The sequence below is a fragment of the Paracoccus sp. J39 genome (assembly GCF_000518925.1).
In the GTDB taxonomy this organism is placed as follows: domain Bacteria; phylum Pseudomonadota; class Alphaproteobacteria; order Rhodobacterales; family Rhodobacteraceae; genus Paracoccus.
In genome coordinates this window covers 223,073-241,871 of sequence record NZ_JAEN01000002.1, presented here as the reverse complement: position 1 = coordinate 241,871, position 18,799 = coordinate 223,073, and the positions used below count along the sequence as shown (strand labels likewise).

The window sequence follows — 18,799 nt, the reverse complement described above, 5'->3', positions numbered from 1 at the left end:
CCCTCCCCCAGCGCAGGCGGCCGGCGAGGGGTGCGGTCCGCCGGGACCGCACCCCTTTTTCCTGCCGCGCGCCGGCGCAAGGACGATGGCCGCGCCCTTCCCGGCGCGGCCATTCGCATCGACGTCGCAGATGGTTCAGGCCTGCAGGCTTCTGACCCCGACCTCGCCTTCGCCGCGCGACCTGATCGCCGCCACCGCCGCGATGCTGCCTGCCGCCGTGGTGTAATAGGGGATCTTGTCGTTCAGCGCCACGGCGCGGATCTCGCGCGAATCGGCGATGGCCTGGGCGCCTTCGGTGGTGTTCAGCACCATGGCGATCTCGCCGTTCTTCAGCCGGTCGACGATGTTCGGGCGGCCTTCATAGACCTTGTTCACCAGCTCGGTCTCGACGCCGGCGCCGCGCAGGAATTCGGCGGTGCCGCGGGTGGCGACCAGCTTGAAGCCCATGGCGGTCAGCTCTCGCGCCGCCTCGGCCAGCTCGGCGGTCTTGTCGGCGTCGCGGACCGAAACGAAGACCAGGCCCTCGGAGGGCAGCTGCGTCCCCGCCCCCATCTGCGCCTTGAGGAAGGCGCGGGCGAAGGTGCGGTCCCAGCCCATCACCTCGCCGGTCGAGCGCATTTCCGGCCCCAGCAGCGTGTCGACGCCGGGGAAGCGGGCGAAGGGCAGCACCGCCTCCTTGACCGAGAACCAGGGCGTGTTCGGGTCGGCGAGCGTCAGCGGATCGGCGAAGGGCAGCGGGTCGTCTGGGCCGACGCCCGCCGGATAGGCCGGACGGGTCGGGAAGTTCGCCATCGGCTCGCCGGCCATCAGCCGGGCGGCGATCGAGGCGATGGCGCTGTCGGTGGCCTTGGCGACGAAGGGCACGGTGCGGCTGGCGCGCGGGTTCACCTCCAGCACATAGATCGCGCCGTCCTTCAGCGCGAATTGCACGTTCATCAGCCCGACGACGTTCAGCGCCTTGGCCATCGCCTCGGTCTGGGTCTTGAGTTCCGCGATGGTCTCGGCATCCAGCGTATGCGGCGGCAGCGAGCAGGCCGAGTCGCCGGAATGCACGCCGGCCTCCTCGATATGCTCCATGATGCCGGCGACATGCACGGTCTTGCCGTCGGAAAGCGCGTCCACGTCGACCTCGATGGCGCCCGAAAGGTAGCTGTCGAGCAGCACCGGGCTGTCGCCCGAGACCTGCACCGCCTCGCGGATGTAGCGGTTGAGCTGATCCATGTCGCGCACGATCTCCATCGCGCGGCCGCCAAGCACGTAGGACGGGCGGATGACCAGCGGGAAGCCGATGCGCTGCGCGATCTCGATGGCCTCGGCGTCGCTATGGGCGATGCCGTTGACGGGCTGTTTCAGGCCCAGATCGTTGAGCAGCTTCTGGAAGCGCTCGCGGTCCTCGGCCAGGTCGATGGCGTCGGGGGTGGTGCCGAGGATCGGGATGCCCTCCTCCTCCAGCGCGTTCGCCAGTTTCAAGGGCGTCTGGCCGCCGAACTGGACGATGACGCCGTGCAGCGTGCCGTTCTCCTGTTCGATGCGCAGGATTTCCAGCACATGCTCCAGGGTCAGCGGCTCGAAATACAGCCGGTCCGAGGTGTCATAGTCGGTCGAGACCGTCTCGGGGTTGCAGTTGACCATGATGGTCTCGTAGCCGGCCCTGGTCAGCGCGAAACAGGCATGGCAGCAGCAATAGTCGAACTCGATGCCCTGGCCGATGCGGTTCGGGCCGCCGCCCAGGATCACCACCTTCTTGCGGTCGCTGGGCCGGGCCTCGTTCTCGACGTCGCCCATCGCCGGGGCTTCATAGGTCGAATACATATAGGGGGTCTGCGCCTCGAACTCGGCGGCGCAGGTGTCGATGCGCTTGAAGACCGGGTGCAGGTCATGGGCGCGGCGGGCCTTGCGCACCTCGGCCTCAGGCTGGCCGGACAGCGCCGCCAGCCGGGCATCGGTAAAGCCCATCATCTTCAGCCGGCGCAGCCCGTCCAGGTCGGCCGGCAGGCCGCCCGCGCGCACCGCGTCCTCGGCCTCGACGATCTCGCGCAGGCGGGACAGGAACCAGGGATCGAAGGCGGTCGCATGCTGAATCTCGTCGTCGGAGAGCCCGTGGCGCATGGCCTGGGCGATCAGCCGCAGCCGGTCGGGGGTCTGGGCGCTGATCGCCTTGACGATGGCGGCCTTGTCGGGCGCGCCGGGGATCTCGATATCGTCAAGGCCGGTCAGGCCGTTCTCCATCGAGGCCAGCGCCTTTTGCAGCGATTCGTGGAAGCTGCGGCCAATGGCCATGACCTCGCCCACGGATTTCATCGCCGTGGTCAGCTCGGGCTTCGAGCCGGGGAACTTCTCGAAGGCGAAGCGCGGGATCTTGGTCACGACATAGTCGATGGACGGCTCGAAGCTCGCCGGCGTGACCTTGGTGATGTCGTTGTCCAGCTCGTCCAGCGTATAGCCCACCGCCAGCTTGGCGGCGATCTTGGCGATGGGGAAGCCGGTGGCCTTCGAGGCCAGCGCCGAGGAGCGCGACACGCGCGGGTTCATCTCGATCACCACCATGCGGCCGTCCTTGGGGTTGATCGCCCATTGCACGTTCGAGCCGCCGGTCTCCACCCCGATCTCGCGCAGCACGGCGATCGAGCCGTTGCGCATGCGCTGGTATTCGCGGTCGGTCAGCGTCAGCGCCGGGGCGACGGTGATCGAGTCGCCGGTATGCACCCCCATCGGATCGACGTTCTCGATCGAGCAGACGATGATGGCGTTGTCGGCGCGGTCGCGCACGACCTCCATCTCGTATTCCTTCCAGCCAAGCAGGCTCTCGTCCACCAGCACCTGCGCCACGGGCGAGGCTTCCAGCCCGGACCGCACGATGCGCTCGTAATCGTCGCGGTTATAGGCGACGCCGCCGCCGGTGCCGCCCAGGGTGAAGGCGGGGCGGATGATGGCGGGCAGGCCGATCTCCTCCAGCGCCTCCATGGCCATCGAAACCCCGGCCGCGATGTCATAGCGGCCGTTCGGATGCTTCGGCGCCGCGACGATGGTGGCGCGCGGGTTCTCCAGGCCGATGCGGTCCATGGCCTCGCGGAACAGCTTGCGGTCCTCGGCCATCTCGATGGCGGCGCGCTGCGCCCCGATCAGCTCGACGCCATAGCGGTTCAGCACGCCCATATCGGCCAGCGCTAAGGCCGTGTTCAGCCCGGTCTGCCCGCCCATGGTCGGCAAAAGCGCGTCGGGCCGTTCCTTGGCGATGATCTTTTCCACCACCTCGGGGGTGATCGGCTCGATATAGGTGGCATCGGCCATCTCGGGATCGGTCATGATCGTGGCGGGGTTCGAGTTCACCAGGATGACCCGATAGCCCTCCTCGCGCAGGGCCTTGCAGGCCTGGGCGCCGGAATAGTCGAATTCGCAGGCCTGCCCGATGACGATGGGACCGGCGCCGATGATCAGGATGGATTTGATATCGGTTCTCTTCGGCATGGCGGTCCCTCGGGCTGGCGGCTGATAAATCGTCCGGGGTTATAGCCATGGCGGGCAAAGTCGCAAGGGTCCGCACCGCCCGCCCGGCCAAAAATCCGCGGCACGCGAAAGGGGCGCCCCGCCGACGCGGCGCCCCTGCCCTTCTCTGTTTCCCAAATACCCATGCGACCGCGCCACCGGCGCGACGGCTCAGCCCTGCGCCGCCTTCGCCTTCTTCAGCGTCTTGCCGTGGTTCGAGATCCAGTCCATCGCCGCCAGCAGCACGCCCGAGACCACGAAGACCAGGTGGATCACCACCATCCAGCGGATCTGTTCGGGGGCATATTTGCTGACATCCATGAACACCTTCAGCAGATGGATGCCCGAGATCGCCACGATCGAGGCCACCAGCTTCAGCTTCAGCCCCGAGAAATCCACCTCGCCCTGCCAGTTCGGCCGGTCCTCATGCTCGCTCAGGTCCATGCGGCTGACGAAATTCTCGTAGCCCGAGAAGATCACGATCAGCAGCAGGTTGGCGGCCAGGCTCAGGTCGATCAGCGCCAGCACGCCCAGCACCGCGTCGTTCACGGTCATCACCGGCAGGATCTGCACCAGGTGCCAGAATTCCAGCGCAAAGACCCAGAGCAGGATCAGCAGGGACAGCGCCAATCCGACATAGATCGGCGCCATCATCCAGCGGCTGGCGAAAAGGCTGCGTTCAAGAAGGCGTTCCATCATGTCTCCTGCACGGGTTCCGAAAGCCCTCATCTAGGCACGCCGCAGCGCGGCGAAAAGCCCCCGCCGCAGCCATGCCGCGACGGGGGCTTCTTCGTTCCCCGAACACTCGTGAACCCGGCCGCTTCAGGCGTCGATGAACTCGCGCACGAAGGGCGTCGCCGGCCGGGCGCGGATGTCCTGCGGGCGGCCGACCTGTTCGATCCGGCCCATGGACATCACCACCACCAGGTCGGCAAGCTCCATGGCCTCGTCCTGGTCATGGGTGACGAAAACCGTGGTCAGGCCGGTGGTGTCGTGGATCTCGCGCAGCCCCTGGCGCAGCTCCTTGCGCACCCGGGCGTCGAGCGCGCCGAAGGGCTCGTCGAGCAGTAGCATGCGCGGCTCGATGGCCAGCGCACGGGCCAGGGCCACGCGCTGGCGCTGGCCGCCCGACAACTGGCTGGGGAAGCGTTTGGCGATCTGCGGCAGCTGGATCAGCTCAAGCAGCTTTGTCACCCGGCGCTCGATCTCGGCCTGCGGCGGGCGGGTGCGGCGCGGGCGGGCGCGCAGCCCATAGGCGATGTTCTCGAACACGGTCATGTGCCGGAACAGCGCATAGCTCTGGAAGACGAATCCGGCGCGGCGCTCCTGCACCGTCAGCCCGGTCGCGTCCTGCCCGTCGAAGAGCACCCGGCCCGAGGTCGGGAATTCCAGCCCGCCCAGGATGCGCAGAAGCGTGGTCTTGCCCGAGCCGGAGGGCCCCAAGAGCGCCACCAGCGCCCCCGAGGGGATGGCGAGGCTGACCGGGTGCAGCGCCGTCGTCGAACCGAAGCTCTTGGCGATTTCGTCGATTTCGATATGCATGATGGACCTCGATTGTTCAGTGCCGGCGGCCGGCGGCCAGCTGGTCGGCATGGCGCCATTCCAGCAGGGTCTTCAGCGCCAGCGTCAGCAGCCCCAGAGCCGCCAGCACCGCGGCCAGGCTGAAGGCCGCGACCGAGAGATATTCGTTGTAGAGCATCTCGATGGTGATCGGCATGGTGGCGGTCTGGCCGCGGATCTTGCCCGAGACCACGGCCACGGCGCCGAATTCCCCCATGGCGCGGGCATTGCACAGCAGCACGCCGTAAAGCAGCGCCCATTTGATGTTGGGCAGCGTCACGGTCAGGAAGGCGCGCCAGCCCGAGGCGCCCAGCGTCAGCGCCGCCTCCTCCTCGGCCCGGCCCTGTTCGATCATCACCGGGATCAGCTCGCGCGCCACGAAGGGGAAGGTGACGAAGATCGAGGCCAGCACGATCCCCGGCAGGGCGAAGATGATCGGGAAGCCGCTGGCGACCAGCCAGCCGCCGATCAGGCTGTTGGTGCCGAACAAGAGCACCAGCGCCAGACCCGCCACCACCGGCGAGATGGAAAACGGCAGGTCGATCAGCGTGATCAGGAAAGCTTTGCCGCGAAAGTCGAACTTGGTGATCGTCCAGGCGGCGGCAATGCCGAAGACGGCGTTCACCGGCACCGAGATCGCCGCGACGATCAGCGTCAGCCGGATGGCCGAGGTCGCCTCGGGCCGGGCCAGGGAGGCGAGCGCCTGCCCGGCCCCCCGCGCCAGGGCCTCGGCAAAGACGATGGCCAGCGGCGCCACGACCAGGACGGCCAGCCCGCCCAGCGCCAGCGCGATCAGCACGATGCGGGCGGCCCGGCTTTCCTCGGTCACCGGGCGCCACTTCGCGGGTCTTTCGATGGCGGGAACGTGCAGCGCGCCGTCAGACATGACCGATCCTCCTCCGGCTCCAGATCTGGATCAGGTTGATCGCCAGCAGCATGGTGAAGGAAATCAGCAGCATGGCGATGCCGATGGCCGCCGCCCCGTCATAGTCGAACTCCTCGAGCTTGATGACGATCAGCAGCGGCGCGATCTCGGTCTTCATCGGCAGGTTGCCGGCGATGAAGATGACCGAGCCGTATTCGCCGACCGCGCGCGCCAGAGACAGCGCGAAGCCGGTCAGCGCCGCGGGCAGCAGCATGGGCAGGATCACCCGGCGCAGGGTGTAGAACCGCCCCGCCCCCAGCGTGGCCGAGGCTTCCTCGACCTCCTGCTCGATCTCGGCGATCACCGGCTGCACGGTGCGGGTGACGAAGGGCAGGCCGACGAAGATCAGCGCGATCAGGATGCCCCATTGCGTATAGGCGATCTTGCCGCCCAGATCCCGGGCGATGCCGCCGAAGATGCCGTTCGGCGCGTAAAGCGCGGTCAGCGCGATGCCCGCCACCGCGGTCGGCAGGGCGAAGGGCAGATCGACCAGCGCATCGACCAGCCGGCGGCCCGGGAAGTCATAGCGCGCCAGCACCCAGGCCAGCAGCGTGCCGAAGACCAGGTTGAACAGCGCGGCAAAGAAGGCCAGCCGGAAGGACAGATACAGCGCCGCCCAGACCCGCGGCGTGTTGATGGTGGCCCAGACCGCCTCGGGCCCGTAGCTGATCCCGCGCGCCAGCAGCGCGCCGACCGGCAGGATGACGATCAGCGACAGCATGGCCAGGGTAATGCCCATGCCGAGGCCAAAGCCCGGCATGGGGGATTTCTGCAAGCGAAGCGCCAGCGCCATCGGTCATTGCCCCGAATAGATCTGGTCGAACGTGCCGCCGTCGCCGAAATGCTCGGGCTGGGCCTGTTTCCAGCCGCCGAAATCGGCGATGGTCACCAGATCCAGCTCGGGGAAGCGCGCCACGTCCTCGGGATTGGCGGCGCTGTCGTCCCAGGCGCGATAATAGTGCTTGAAGGCCAGCGCCTGCCCCTCGGGCGAATAGAGGAAGTCCAGATAGGCATCGGCCAGCGCCTTCTGCTCGTCATCGGCGATGTTCTTGTCCACGATGGCCACCGGCGGCTCGGCCAGGATCGAGACCGAGGGCACGACGATGTCGAACCGGTCCTCGCCCAGCTCGTTCAGCGCCAGATAGGCCTCGTTTTCCCAGGCCAGCAGCACGTCGCCGATCTCGCGCTGGGTGAAGGTGGTGGTCGAGCCGCGCGCGCCGCTGTCCAGCACCGGGACGTGCTTGAACAGCTCGCCCACGAAGGTCTTGGGGTCCTGGCCGTTCTTCTGCGCCCAGGCCCAGGCGGCCAGATAATTCCAGCGCGCCCCGCCGCTGGTCTTGGGGTTCGGCGTGATCACCTCGACGCCCTCCTTGACCAGATCGCCCCAGTCCTGGATGCCCTTGGGATTGCCCTCGCGCACCAGGAAGACGATGGTCGAGGTATAGGGCGAGCTGTTATGCGGCAGGCGCGACTGCCAATCCTCGGGCAGAAGACCGCGGGACGCGATCTGGTCGATATCCGAGGCCAGCGCCAGCGTCACCACCTGCGCCTTGAGCCCGTCGATCACCGAGCGCGCCTGCGCGCCCGAGCCGCCATGCGACGTCTCGATGGTCGGCGCCGCATGCCCCTCGGCCTGCCATTTCGCCGAGAAGGCGGCGTTCACCTCGCGGTAAAGCTCGCGGGTCGGGTCGTAGCTGACATTCAGCAGCGTATTGTCGGCATGAACCTGCCCGGCCAGACCCAGCCCGGCCACGGTCGCCGCCACCGCCATCACACCCCGCATCGAAAGACCCAGGCAGCGGCCCCAGAAACCGGGATTCAGCGGATAGCCGGTCATGCGCTTGGTGCCGTCCTCGACCGTGATGCGGCCGTCCAGATGGCGGCGGATCACCCGGCCATGGGCCAGTTGGCTGTCGGTCACGCGAATGGTGCGGATCATGGTGCCTTGTCCTCTTTACTCTCCCACGAGGGCTCTCCTCATGACCGTAATTACGACAGGCTTTATCGTTTATTTCAAGAGAAAAGACGCGTTAAACCATCGTTTTTAATATTGATATATTTCAATATGTTGCGCTTAAATTTCCGCTCCGTGCCGGGAATTGGTCGCCCGATCCCGTCCAAGGCGGAAGGAATCCCGGCTCCTCGCCGGCGGATTCGCCCCGGGCAGCGAACCCCGGCAAGGGAACATGCGAACAGGCAGCCCGCGCATCATCGGCGCGGCCTGTTCTTCACCGTTTCTTCAAATACTCATGGGACGGCGCGGGCGGGGGATCAGCCCGCCGTCTGGTCCTCGGCCTTCTGGGCCAGGGCCTCGGCCCGCGCCGCCAGTTCGGCCATGGCCTCGGCCAGGCTTTCGGGCACCACCGGCACCTCGACGCGCTGCGGATTGGTCTTCAGCCGCGCCAGCTCGCGTTCCAGCGAGGCGACGCGGTCCTCCAGCGCCGAGGTGCGGTCGGCCAGCATCAGCCCCGACAACAGCAGCAGCCGCGGCTCGGGCATGCGGCCGGCCTGTTCCAGGATCACCCGCGCCTCGGCATCCAGAAGGCCCGCGGCGCGTTTCAGCAGCCGCTCCTCGCCCTCCTGGCAGGCCAGCGTATAGGATTTGTGCCCGATCGTGAAATCGACTTCGGCCATGGCTCAGCCCCTTTCCCCGTCCAGATTGGCGCCTTCCCGGGCCAGGTCGCCGGCCGGTTCCTCGCTCCGCCCCGCCGACTTGGCCGGGCCGTCCTCGACCGGCGCGGCGGTTCCGGTTTCGGACGCACCTGCCGGCCCCGCCTGCGGCGGCAGGTCGATCATCCGGTCCAGCGCGTCGATGATCTCGCCCATCTGCGCGATTTCGGCAGAACGGGCGGCGCGCAGCGATTCGATCTCGGCCTCCAGCGCCCGGCGGGTCTCGTCCGGCGACTCGCCGCCGCCCTGGGCCGCGATCAGGGCGCGGTTGGCCTCGGCCAGGGCCTCGTTCGCGGCCGAGAGCCGGGCGGCTTCCTGCCCGGCATGGACCAGCCGCTGATGCGCCTCGGCCAGCCGCGCCTCGCAGTCGGCCAGCAGGGCCGCCTGGCGCTCGTGCAGCGCGGCAAGGTCTTGCGAGAGGCGCTGATTTTCGGCCTGAATCTCGCGCAGCCGCGCCTCGGCGCCTTCGGCATCGCCGGCCGGGGGTCCGGAGGCGGTGCGGCGCGCCAGGTCCGCACGGTCGAGGAATTGGTCGATGCGGTCCAGGGCCGCGATCAGCCGCTTTTCGCTGGCGTTCAGGTCGTCTCTCATCGGCCGGGATCCTTTCGGGTCGCTTGTCCTTGCGGGTCGCCCTTGTGGGTCGCTTGTCACTTTTTGGCATTGCATCGGCCATATGACAAGGATGGGTGCGGTTTCCCGCCGCATCCCGCGCTTTTCAGCCGCCGGATCGGGTCCTATAAGGCGGCGAGCCTGATGAGGAGAGACGCCAGATGCGCCGCGCAAAGATCACCCGCGACACGGCCGAGACGCAGATCGAGGTCGAGCTGGACCTGGACGGCAGCGGCCGCTACGACAACCGCACCGGCGTCGGCTTCTTCGATCACATGCTGGACCAGCTGGCGCGGCATTCGCTGATCGACCTGACGGTTCGGGCCAAAGGCGACCTGCATGTCGACGACCACCACACGGTCGAGGATACCGGCATCGCCATCGGCCAGGCCCTGGCCCGGGCGCTGGGGGACAAGAAGGGCATCCGGCGCTATGGCGCCTTCCACCTGGCGATGGACGATGCGCTGGTGCGCGCTGCGCTGGACCTGTCGGCGCGGCCTTATCTGGTCTGGAACGTGGATTTCCCGGCGCAGAAGATCGGCGGCTTCGACACCGAGTTGGTGCGGGAATTCTTCCAGGCGCTTTCGACCCATGGCGGGATCACGCTGCATGTGGACCGCCTCCACGGGCTGAACGCCCATCACATCGCCGAGGCCGCCTTCAAGGCCGTGGCCCGCGCCCTGCGCGAGGCGGTCGAGCCCGACCCGCGCATGGCGGGCGTGCTGCCCTCGACCAAGGGCGCGCTGTGATGCGGGTGGCGCTGGTCGATTACGACAGCGGCAACCTGCATTCGGCCGAGAAGGCCTTCGCGCTGATGGGGCGCGAGGCGGGGGCCGAGGTCGTGGTGACCTCCGACCCCGCGGTGGTGACCCGCGCCGAGCGCATCGTGCTGCCGGGCGACGGCGCCTTTCCGGCCTGCCGGGCGGCGCTCGACGCCGTGCCGGGCATGGTCGAGGCGCTGCGCGAGGCGGTGCTGGACCGCGCCGTGCCCTTCATGGGCATCTGCGTCGGCATGCAGATGCTGGCCGAGATCGGCCATGAATATCGCGATACCGCCGGACTGGGCTGGATCGGCGGCGAGATCGAGGCCATCGACGCCCCCGGCCTGAAGGTGCCGCATATGGGCTGGAACGACCTGACGGTGCTGCGCCCCCATCCGCTGCTGGACGGCATCGCCACCGGCGACCATGCCTATTTCGTGCATAGCTGGCAGTTCCGCGTCGCCGATCCGGCGCATCTGCTGGCCACGGCGGATTACGGCGGCCCGGTGACGGCGGTGGTCGGGATGGGCAATATCGTCGGCACCCAGTTCCATCCCGAGAAGTCGCAGGCCGTCGGGCTGCGCATCATCGGCAATTTCCTGCGCTGGCGCCCGTGAGGGCCGCCGGTGCCGGGGGCTGTCTGCCCCCGGACCCCCGAGGATATTTGGACAAGAAAGAAGCCGGGGCCTATTTTACCTGGACCCAGCGCTGCGTCTTGCAGAACACCGCGATGCAGCCCGAGACGTTCAGCGTCTTGCCGCTGAGCTGCATCTTCGACTTGTAGGTCTTGTCCGCGCCCGGGTCCCAAATCGTGCCGCCCGAGAACTTGCCGCCGCCCTCGTCGGTCATGCCGGCGACGATGTTCTTGCCGGTATGGGGCGAGCTGATTTCCTTCCCGGCCTTGTCGAAGCTCTTGATCAGCTTGCCGCAATATTTGCCGCCGCAGTCGTAGAACTGCACCATGCCGACATTGCCGTCGTCATTGGCCTGGGTCTGGAAGATGCCGCTGATGCCTTCGGCCTGGGCAGCGGCGCCGGCGAGCGCGAGCGATGCGGCAAGAGCCAGTGTTCTCATGGTGATTCCCCTCCCTTGGGGTCCTGTTGGCGGGTTGTGGTCCCGGGCGCAGGATGCGGGCGCCCGCCCCCGCCGATCAAGCCTGACGTGAGGTCGCGGCTTCGGGTGCCGGGGCCTTTCGGATCGGCGCCGGCTGTGGCAAAGGGGCGCCACGCTATCAGGAGAGATGCGATGATCCTTTATCCCGCGATCGACCTCAAGGACGGCAATTGCGTGCGCCTGCTGCGCGGCGACATGGAGGCGGCGACCGTCTTCGGCTCGGACCCCGCCGCGCAGGCCCGCGCCTTTCAGGATGCCGGGGCGGAATGGCTGCATCTGGTCGATCTGAACGGCGCATTCGCCGGCAAGCCGGTGAACGCCGCCGCGGTCGAGGCGATCCTGGCCGCCATCGAGGTGCCGGCCCAGCTGGGCGGCGGCATCCGCGACATGGCGACCATCGAGGCCTGGCTGGAGCGCGGGCTGGCGCGGGTGATCCTGGGCACGGTGGCGGTCGAGCAGCCGGCGCTGGTGCACGAGGCGGCGATGGCCTTTCCCGGCAAGATCGCCGTCGGCATCGACGCCCGCGGCGGCCGGGTGGCGACGCGCGGCTGGGCCGAGGAGACCGACGTGATGGCCGTCGACCTGGCGCATCGCTTCGAGGACGCCGGCGTCGCCGCGATCATCTATACCGATATCGACCGCGACGGCGCCATGGCCGGCCCCAACATCGCCGCGACCGAGGCGCTGGCCCGGGCGGTGAACATTCCGGTCATCGCCTCGGGCGGGGTTTCCTCGATGCAGGACCTGATGGCGCTGCGCGCGACCGGGGTCATTGCCGGCGCCATCTCGGGCCGGGCGCTTTACGACGGCGCCATCGACCTGAACGCGGCGCTGAAGGCGCTGGCCTGACGGCGCGGGGCGAGGTAACAAGGCCCATGCTCAAGACCCGTGTGATCCCCTGCCTGGATGTCGCCGATGGCCGCGTGGTCAAGGGCGTGAATTTCGTCGATCTCGTCGATGCCGGCGATCCGGTCGAGGCGGCGCGTGCCTATGACGCCGCCGGCGCGGACGAGATCTGTTTCCTCGACATCCATGCCACGCATGAGAATCGCGGCACCATGTACGACCTGGTGACGCGCACCGCCGAGGCCTGCTTCGTGCCGCTGACCGTGGGCGGCGGCGTGCGCAGCCACCAGGACGTGCGGGCGCTGCTGCTGGCCGGCGCGGACAAGGTCAGCTTCAACTCGGCCGCCGTCGCCGACCCCGACGTGATCGCCGAGGCTGCCGACCGTTTCGGCAGCCAGTGCATCGTCTGCGCCATCGACGCCAAGACCGTGGCCCCGGGGAAGTGGGAGATCTTCACCCATGGCGGCCGCAAGCCGACCGGCATCGACGCGGTGGAATTCGCCCGCACCGTCGCCGCCAAGGGCGCGGGCGAGATCCTGCTGACCAGTATGGATCGCGACGGCACCAAGTCGGGCTTCAACATTCCGCTGACCCGCGCCGTCGCCGATGCGGTGAACGTGCCGGTCATCGCCTCGGGCGGGGTCGGGATGCTGGAGCATCTGGCCGAGGGCGTGCTGGAGGGCCATGCCTCGGCGGTGCTGGCGGCCTCGATCTTCCATTTCGGCACCTTCACCGTGGCCGAGGCCAAGGCGCATCTGGCCGCCGCCGGCATTCCCGTGAGGCTGACATGAGCGGCCCCGCGCAGACCGGAATGCAGCGCCTGGCCGAGACCATCGCGGCGCGCAAGGGCGCCGATCCCGAGACCAGCTGGACCGCCAAGCTGCTGGCGAAGGGCCCCGAGAAATGCGCCGAGAAATTCGGCGAGGAAGCCGTCGAGGCGATCATCGAGGCGGTCAAGGGCGACCGCGAGCGGCTGATCTCCGAGGCTGCCGATACGCTTTACCACCTGCTGGTCATGCTGGCGGCGCGCGACGTGACGCTTTCGGACGTGGAAAATGAACTCGACCGCCGCGAGGGGCGTTCGGGGATCGAGGAAAAAGCGTCTCGAAAGTGACAACATGCTGGACATGCTGGCGGGCGAGTTCTCGCGTCCCATGAGCCTGCCCGCCAGCGTGGTCGCCCTGCGGCTGACCATGGCGGTTCTGCTGGGCGGGGTGATCGGCTGGGAGCGCGAGGTCAAGTCGCGCGCCGCCGGGCTGCGCACGCATATGCTGATCGCGCTGGCGGCGGCCTGCTTCACGCTGGTGGCGATGGAACTGGTCAATTTCACCCCGGAGAACGAGAGCCAGCAGCGCACCGACCCCTTGCGGCTGATCGAGGCGGTGACGGCGGGCGTGGCCTTCCTGGCCGCGGGCTCGATCGTCATCAACAAGGGCAATGTGCGCGGCATCACCACAGGCGCCTCGATGTGGCTGTGCGGCGCCATCGGGCTGTGCTGCGGAACCGGCGACCTGCGGCTGGCGCTGATGGCCACCGGCATGGCCATGGTGGTGCTGTATCTGATCCGGGTGGCGATCAGCCCCGCCGCCCGCGAAGTGGCCGGCGGCGACGAGGATTAGGGACAGGGCACCACCTTGACCGCGCCGCCCTGGGCGGACCTCACCCACAGTCAGGTTAGAACCACCGCCTCAACTTGGATTTGGCCGAGTCGGAAAGCGTCATCTTGATGAAGCGTTCCAAGTTGTCCGGGTCTGGATGGCCTCTAGTGGCGCTCGCTCTTTCATCCCAGGTATCAAAATCATTGATGTCCTTGGCAGCATAGACGCCAACGCCATGACGAAGCGCGATTTCCTCAATACGCACCGCTTCTGGAGAATCCCTGAAGTCCCGTCCCGCTGTGTGGTAGATCACATAGGACTTTGTTGCAGCCTCTCTGTGCGCCAAAGCCTCCAGCACGCCCTTGATCGAAATATCGTATGCCGGCTTAACCTCGAAGCTGAATACATCGAGGATCTTGTCGGGCAAGAATTCGTATTTCTTCACCCCGACCACGACAAGATCGGGACGCGACCAACTGCCGCCAGTATCACGCCGCCCCTGCAACGCAGTGATCTCGCAATGGGACTCGTACAGGCCAAGCCTCGCTGCCCAGCTTTTCTGAAGCTGCCGCAAGACAGGTTCATAAAGTTCAAGTTCACGGATATCGGTCTGAACAAGCGCGCTGGCTTCGGAAATCAGTTCACTGACCTTTTCCTGACGCGCCGCCGCCTCTGCCACGACAACCGGATTGTCATTCCCAGCAAGAATGACTGTGCCGCCGTTCCCTCGGCCTTTTTCAATCTTGCCGGCCTCGAAAAGCTGCTGGTGGATTCCCCAGTATTTCTCGTCGGCCCAGCCCAGCAATTCGCGCAGTGCCCGGTTCCCAATCCTGCCATCCGCCGCCCGGACGGCATCGAGGAAAACATCAATATCCTTTTTTCGCGCCACGGGACTTCTCCACGCTGTCCAGACCTATCTATATTTTTAGTACAACGCCCGTCACCGCGGCACCTGAACCACCTTGACCGCGCCGCCCTGGGCGGAAAGCGCGATCTCGCCCGTCGCCAGCCGCAGCGCGTCGCGGCCAAAGACCTCGGCCCGCCAGCCATGCAGCGCCGGCAGGTCGCGCGCGCCCGAGGCGATGGCGTCCAGATCGGCGGCCGAGGCGATCAGCCGCGGCGCCACGCCCGCCGCATCGGCCTTGGCTTTCAGCAATACGCGCAGAAGGTCGGCCAGCGCCGCATTGCCTGGCCGGCCCGGTTCCTCGGGCGCGGGCTTGGGCAGGTCGCGGGCCTCGACCCCCGCCTTGACCGCGGCGAGGATGCCGTTGGCGATCTCGCCCCGGCGCGCGTCGCGCAGAAGCAGCCGCGACTTGGCCAGATCGGCCTCGGTCAGCGGCTTGGTCGAGGCCAGCTCGATCAGCGCATCGTCCTTGAACACCCGGGCGCGGGGAATGTCGCGTTCCTGCGCATAGGTCTCGCGGAAGCGCGCGAGTTCGCGCACCACGGCCAGGAAGCGCGGCGAGCCGGAACGGGTGCGCACCCGCTCCCACGCCTCTTCCGGACGGGTGATGTAGGTTTCGGGATTCAGAAGCACCGCAACCTCTTCGGCCAGCCAGGGCGCCCGGCCGGTCTTGTCGAGCTGGGCCGAGAGGAATTCGTAGATCGCCCGCAGATGCGTCACGTCGGCCAGCGCATAGGCCGCCTGCGCCTCCGAGAGCGGCCGGTGCGACCAGTCGGTGAAGCGCGAGCTCTTGTCCAAGGGCTGGCGGGCGATCTTCTTGACCAGCGTCTCATAGCCGACCTGCTCGCCGAAGCCGCAGACCATGGCGGCGATCTGGGTATCGAAGAGCGGGTCGGGCATGACGCCGGCATCGTGGAAGAAGATCTCCAGATCCTGCCGCGCGGCGTGGAAGACCTTGACCGTCGCCTTGTGGCGGAACAGGTCGTAGAGCGGCTCCAGCGACAGCCCCTCGGCCAGAGGGTCGATCAGCACCGCGGCGCCGCCCGCCGCCTTGGCGGCCGAGGCCGGCGGCAGCGCCGCCTGGATCAGGCAGAGCTTGGAATAATAGGTCCGCTCGCGCAGGAATTCGGTGTCGAGCGTGACATAGGGCTGGGCCTTGGCCAGTTCACAGAATTCGGCCAGTTCGGCCGTGGTGGCGATGGTGCGGATCTCGGTCTTGCGGTCGGTCTGTGCAGTGGCTGGCATAGGGCTCTTTCAAGGGGCGGCGGGTCATCCGCCGGGCGATTCCCTCCGGCAATATCGAAGGTTCGCAGAAATTCAAGGCATTACCCGGCGTTTCACAAAGGTTCTATGTCACCCTGTGCCCGCATTGCCTCGAATTCGGTCACGAATGCGGCCAGGGTGCCGCGGGCGATGGCCTCGCGCAGCCCGGCCATCAGCTCTTGGAAGTAATGCAGGTTGTGCCAGGTCAGCAGCATGCCCGAGATCATCTCGCCGGCGCGGAAGACATGGTGCAGATAGGCGCGGGAATAGCCGGTGCAAGCCGGGCAGCTGCAGTTTTCATCCAGCGGGCGCGGGTCGTCGGCATGGCGCGCGTTCTTGACATTGACCTGGCCGCGCCGGGTCCAGGCCTGCCCGGTGCGGCCAGAGCGCGAGGGCAGCACGCAATCCATCATGTCCACGCCGCGCAGCACCGCGCCGACGATGTCGTCGGGCTTGCCGACGCCCATCAGGTAGCGCGGCTTGTCCTCGGGCAGGAAGCCGGGGGCATAGTCCAGCACGCCGAACATCGCCTCCTGCCCCTCGCCCACGGCAAGGCCGCCGATGGCGTAGCCCTCGAAGCCGATGGATTTCAGAGCCTCGGCCGATTCCTCGCGCAGCTCGCGGGTGACGCCGCCCTGCATGATGCCGAAAAGCGCGTGGCCCGGCCGGTCGCCGAAGGCGTCGCGGCTGCGCTGCGCCCAACGCATCGACATGCGCATGGATTTCGCCACCACCTCCTCGGAGGCGGGCAGGGCCGGGCATTCGTCGAAGGCCATGACGATGTCCGAGCCCAGCAGGCGCTGGATCTCCATGCTGGTCTCGGGCGACAGGAAATGCTTGGAGCCGTCGACATGGCTGGAAAAGGTCACGCCCTCTTCGGTCAGCTTGCACAGGCTGGACAGCGACATGACCTGAAAGCCGCCCGAATCGGTCAGGATCGGGCGCGGCCAGTTCATGAACCGGTGCAACCCGCCCAGCCGGGCGATGCGTTCGGCGCCGGGGCGCAGCATCAGGTGATAGGTGTTGCCCAGCAGGATGTCGGCGCCGGTGGCGCGCACCGATTCGGGCAGCATGGCCTTGACGGTGGCGGCGGTGCCGACCGGCATGAAGGCGGGGGTGCGGATCTCGCCGCGCGGCGTGTGGATCACACCGCTGCGGGCGCGGCCGTCGGTGGCCGAAACGGAGAAATGGAATCTGTCGCTCATGCCCGCGCAGATAGGCGGTTTCGCAGCCGGATGCAAAGCCGGCCTACATCCCCGCCGCGCGCAAGAGTTTCGCGCGTCCGGGGGGAATGGCGCGGATCTCCAGCCCGGTGAAGACATGCAGCGTGTCCAGCTGCCGGTCCACCACCGCATGGTCGCTGACCCAGCCCCCCATGGCGAGGTATGAGCGCAGAAGCGGCGGCATCGCCGCCATGGCGCGGCGCGGGTCGGCCTTGCGCAGCCGCAGCGCCCGGGCAAAGCGAAAGACTTGCGGCGCCTTCACCCGCGGCAGCCAGCGCTTCGGCGCCAGATGCCGCTCGCGCAGCATGGCAAAGGCGTCCTCGTAGCCATGGGTGTCGGTGCCCATGAAGCTGGAACAGCCGAACAGCATCTCGACGTCCTCCTCGTCCACATGCCGCGCCAGCGCCCCCCAGGCGAGGCGCAATATGTCCGGGTCCTGCCATTCGGGATGGATGCAGAATCGGCCGATCTCGACCATGCGGCCGCGGAAATCGCGCAAACGGGACAGGTTGTAATAGCGCGCCGAATAGCTGTCGCCGATCTCGGCCCCGCCGGACAGGGTCAGCATGCGGAAGCAGGCGACCAGCCGGCCCGAGGCACCGTCGCGAATCAGCACATGGGCGCAGCGATCGTCGTAATCGTCGGCATCCAGCGCCTCCGCTGCCTCGGCATCCCGGCCCCGGCCGCGAAAGCACAGCCAGCGCAGCCGCTGCGCCTCGCGGATCTGCCCTGCGCTCTCGGCGAAACCGATCTCGTAGCGGCCCTTGCTGAGTGACATCATGGCGCCCTGCCCGTCCGTGAACTGGCCCCGATCCGACTTGTTACCGCCCATCCTGCGCTTATCTTGTAACAGCAGCATAGCAGGATTGAAGGGCCAAGATGTCGGAACGGATCATCAAGACGGAAGCGGAATGGCGGGCGCAGCTGGACCCGGAAACCTATCGCGTCACCCGGCAGGCGGGAACCGAGCGGCCGTTCTCGCATCCGGGCTTCCCGCAGGGGCCGGGCCATTACGAATGCGTCTGCTGCGGGGCGCGGCTGTTCGACGGCGACGCCAAGTTCGAAAGCCATTGTGGCTGGCCCAGCTTTTCCCGGCCCGGGGGCAGGATCGACGAGCATCGCGACACCAGCCACGGCATGATCCGCACCGAGGTGCGCTGCCACCGCTGCGATGCGCATCTGGGCCATGTCTTTCCCGACGGGCCCCCGCCGACCGGGCTGCGCTATTGCATCAACGGCGTGGCGCTGCGCTTCGTGCCCGAGCCGGGCTGAGCGCCCGCGCCCTCCCGCGCCGGTCAGTCGCGCAACAGGTCGCTGGCCTGGACGCGGCCGACATTGCCCAGCAGCTGGCGGACCAGGCCGAGGCTGGCGACCCCGGTATCGGTCACGCGCCGCGACAGCACCACGACTCGGCCGCGCTCCAGCCCGAAATGCTCGACATTGCTGACCACGCCGTTCTCGGCAAAGCTGACGGCCACCACCTGGCGGTCGATCTCGCGCGGCTGCCGGGGCCCGTAGAACTCCCAGCGCGAGCCGACGTAATACCAGGCCGAGCCGGTCAGCAGCCCCTGGGCCGAGGGCCGGCCGATCAGCCCCTCTAGCTGGGATTGCGAGGTCTGGCCGACCACGACCTGGGCCAGCTGCTCCTGGGGCGGAACATAGCCATGGTTGCGATAGGTGGCCTGGCAGGCGGAAAGGCCAAGAGGCGCGGCCAATGCGAAACCCATGAGCTGCCGCCGGGAAATCTTCATCTTCTCTCTGTCCCCTTACGCGCCTGTTGACGCCGCGCGACCGGCTTAGCAAACTCATGCCCCGCGCTCAAGAATATCCAGACCCAGGGC

The 18,799-nt window shown here is 67.6% G+C and carries 21 protein-coding genes; 7 read left to right on the top strand and 14 right to left on the bottom strand.

All coding sequences use genetic code 11. From position 1 onward, the window contains the following. Positions 1-135 precede the first annotated feature (135 nt). The 8 genes from carB to L632_RS0103115 all read right to left on the bottom strand — a co-directional run bounded on the left by carB (position 136) and on the right by L632_RS0103115 (position 9,232). The gene (gene carB, locus L632_RS0103150; RefSeq protein ID WP_028716353.1) at positions 136-3,468 is read right to left on the bottom strand and encodes a carbamoyl-phosphate synthase large subunit; all 3,333 of its coding nucleotides are present in this window, start codon (positions 3,466-3,468) and stop codon (positions 136-138) included. 189 nt (positions 3,469-3,657) lie between these two features. Beyond that, a complete protein-coding gene (locus tag L632_RS0103145; protein ID WP_028716352.1) occupies positions 3,658-4,182 on the bottom strand; it encodes a TIGR00645 family protein in 525 nt (174 codons plus the stop codon). A gap of 126 nt (positions 4,183-4,308) precedes the next feature. Next, positions 4,309-5,028, bottom strand: a complete 720-nt coding sequence (locus tag L632_RS22015) for a sulfate/molybdate ABC transporter ATP-binding protein (protein ID WP_084648056.1) — start codon at positions 5,026-5,028, stop codon at positions 4,309-4,311. A 16-nt stretch (positions 5,029-5,044) separates the two neighbouring features. Then, the gene (cysW, locus tag L632_RS0103135; protein WP_028712599.1) at positions 5,045-5,932 is read right to left on the bottom strand and encodes a sulfate ABC transporter permease subunit CysW; all 888 of its coding nucleotides are present in this window, start codon (positions 5,930-5,932) and stop codon (positions 5,045-5,047) included. Further along, a complete protein-coding gene (gene cysT, locus L632_RS0103130) occupies positions 5,925-6,764 on the bottom strand; it encodes a sulfate ABC transporter permease subunit CysT (protein WP_028716351.1) in 840 nt (279 codons plus the stop codon). Before cysT ends, cysW begins: the two co-directional genes overlap by 8 nt. A 3-nt stretch (positions 6,765-6,767) precedes the next feature. Then, positions 6,768-7,910, bottom strand: a complete 1,143-nt coding sequence (locus tag L632_RS0103125) for a sulfate ABC transporter substrate-binding protein (protein WP_028712597.1) — start codon at positions 7,908-7,910, stop codon at positions 6,768-6,770. Between the two features lie 332 nt (positions 7,911-8,242). Next, positions 8,243-8,605 (bottom strand): cell division protein ZapA, encoded by a 363-nt coding sequence (locus L632_RS0103120; protein ID WP_028712596.1) that lies wholly within the window; start codon positions 8,603-8,605, stop codon positions 8,243-8,245. A gap of 3 nt (positions 8,606-8,608) precedes the next feature. Then, positions 8,609-9,232 (bottom strand): hypothetical protein, encoded by a 624-nt coding sequence (locus L632_RS0103115; protein WP_028716350.1) that lies wholly within the window; start codon positions 9,230-9,232, stop codon positions 8,609-8,611. A 179-nt stretch (positions 9,233-9,411) separates the two neighbouring features. Between L632_RS0103115 and hisB the strand changes: the two genes are divergently transcribed. Both hisB and hisH read left to right on the top strand, forming a co-directional pair. Then, the gene (gene hisB, locus L632_RS0103110) at positions 9,412-9,999 is read left to right on the top strand and encodes an imidazoleglycerol-phosphate dehydratase HisB (RefSeq protein ID WP_028716349.1); all 588 of its coding nucleotides are present in this window, start codon (positions 9,412-9,414) and stop codon (positions 9,997-9,999) included. Continuing rightward, a complete protein-coding gene (gene hisH / locus L632_RS0103105) occupies positions 9,999-10,628 on the top strand; it encodes an imidazole glycerol phosphate synthase subunit HisH (protein WP_028716348.1) in 630 nt (209 codons plus the stop codon). Before hisB ends, hisH begins: the two co-directional genes overlap by 1 nt. Positions 10,629-10,698: 70 nt before the next feature. On the opposite strand, the gene L632_RS0103100 is transcribed toward hisH, so the two are convergent. After that, positions 10,699-11,085, bottom strand: a complete 387-nt coding sequence (locus tag L632_RS0103100; RefSeq protein WP_028712592.1) for a DUF2147 domain-containing protein — start codon at positions 11,083-11,085, stop codon at positions 10,699-10,701. A gap of 171 nt (positions 11,086-11,256) precedes the next feature. On the opposite strand from L632_RS0103100, the gene hisA reads away from it, so the two are divergent. The 4 genes from hisA to L632_RS0103080 are packed head-to-tail and all read left to right on the top strand — an operon-like array spanning position 11,257 to position 13,589. Then, a complete protein-coding gene (hisA, locus tag L632_RS0103095) occupies positions 11,257-11,973 on the top strand; it encodes a 1-(5-phosphoribosyl)-5-[(5-phosphoribosylamino)methylideneamino]imidazole-4-carboxamide isomerase (protein ID WP_028712591.1) in 717 nt (238 codons plus the stop codon). 26 nt (positions 11,974-11,999) lie between these two features. After that, positions 12,000-12,761 (top strand): imidazole glycerol phosphate synthase subunit HisF, encoded by a 762-nt coding sequence (hisF, locus tag L632_RS0103090; RefSeq protein ID WP_028716347.1) that lies wholly within the window; start codon positions 12,000-12,002, stop codon positions 12,759-12,761. Continuing rightward, a complete protein-coding gene (locus tag L632_RS0103085) occupies positions 12,758-13,084 on the top strand; it encodes a phosphoribosyl-ATP diphosphatase (RefSeq protein ID WP_028716346.1) in 327 nt (108 codons plus the stop codon). The genes hisF and L632_RS0103085 overlap by 4 nt, the downstream gene beginning before the upstream one ends. Positions 13,085-13,088: 4 nt before the next feature. Continuing rightward, positions 13,089-13,589 carry an MgtC/SapB family protein gene (locus L632_RS0103080; RefSeq protein WP_028712588.1) on the top strand — a complete coding sequence of 167 codons (501 nt, stop codon included), beginning with the start codon at positions 13,089-13,091 and terminating at the stop codon, positions 13,587-13,589. A 55-nt stretch (positions 13,590-13,644) separates the two neighbouring features. Here L632_RS0103080 and L632_RS0103075 read toward each other — a convergent pair whose 3' ends face one another. The 4 genes from L632_RS0103075 to L632_RS0103060 all read right to left on the bottom strand — a co-directional run bounded on the left by L632_RS0103075 (position 13,645) and on the right by L632_RS0103060 (position 17,739). Beyond that, positions 13,645-14,457, bottom strand: a complete 813-nt coding sequence (locus L632_RS0103075; RefSeq protein ID WP_028712587.1) for a hypothetical protein — start codon at positions 14,455-14,457, stop codon at positions 13,645-13,647. A 51-nt stretch (positions 14,458-14,508) separates the two neighbouring features. After that, a complete protein-coding gene (rnd, locus tag L632_RS0103070) occupies positions 14,509-15,681 on the bottom strand; it encodes a ribonuclease D (protein ID WP_028712586.1) in 1,173 nt (390 codons plus the stop codon). Positions 15,682-15,809: 128 nt separating this feature from the next. Continuing rightward, complete coding sequence (tgt, locus tag L632_RS0103065; protein ID WP_028712585.1) at positions 15,810-16,940, bottom strand: tRNA guanosine(34) transglycosylase Tgt; 1,131 nt, start codon at positions 16,938-16,940, stop codon at positions 15,810-15,812. A 43-nt stretch (positions 16,941-16,983) separates the two neighbouring features. Continuing rightward, positions 16,984-17,739, bottom strand: coding sequence for a GNAT family N-acetyltransferase (locus L632_RS0103060; RefSeq protein WP_028712584.1), 756 nt, complete (start codon positions 17,737-17,739; stop codon positions 16,984-16,986). A 98-nt stretch (positions 17,740-17,837) separates the two neighbouring features. Between L632_RS0103060 and msrB the strand changes: the two genes are divergently transcribed. Further along, complete coding sequence (msrB, locus tag L632_RS0103055; RefSeq protein ID WP_028712583.1) at positions 17,838-18,230, top strand: peptide-methionine (R)-S-oxide reductase MsrB; 393 nt, start codon at positions 17,838-17,840, stop codon at positions 18,228-18,230. A 23-nt stretch (positions 18,231-18,253) separates the two neighbouring features. Here msrB and L632_RS0103050 read toward each other — a convergent pair whose 3' ends face one another. Further along, a complete protein-coding gene (locus L632_RS0103050; RefSeq protein ID WP_051416190.1) occupies positions 18,254-18,709 on the bottom strand; it encodes an outer membrane protein assembly factor BamE in 456 nt (151 codons plus the stop codon). Positions 18,710-18,799 lie beyond the last annotated feature (90 nt).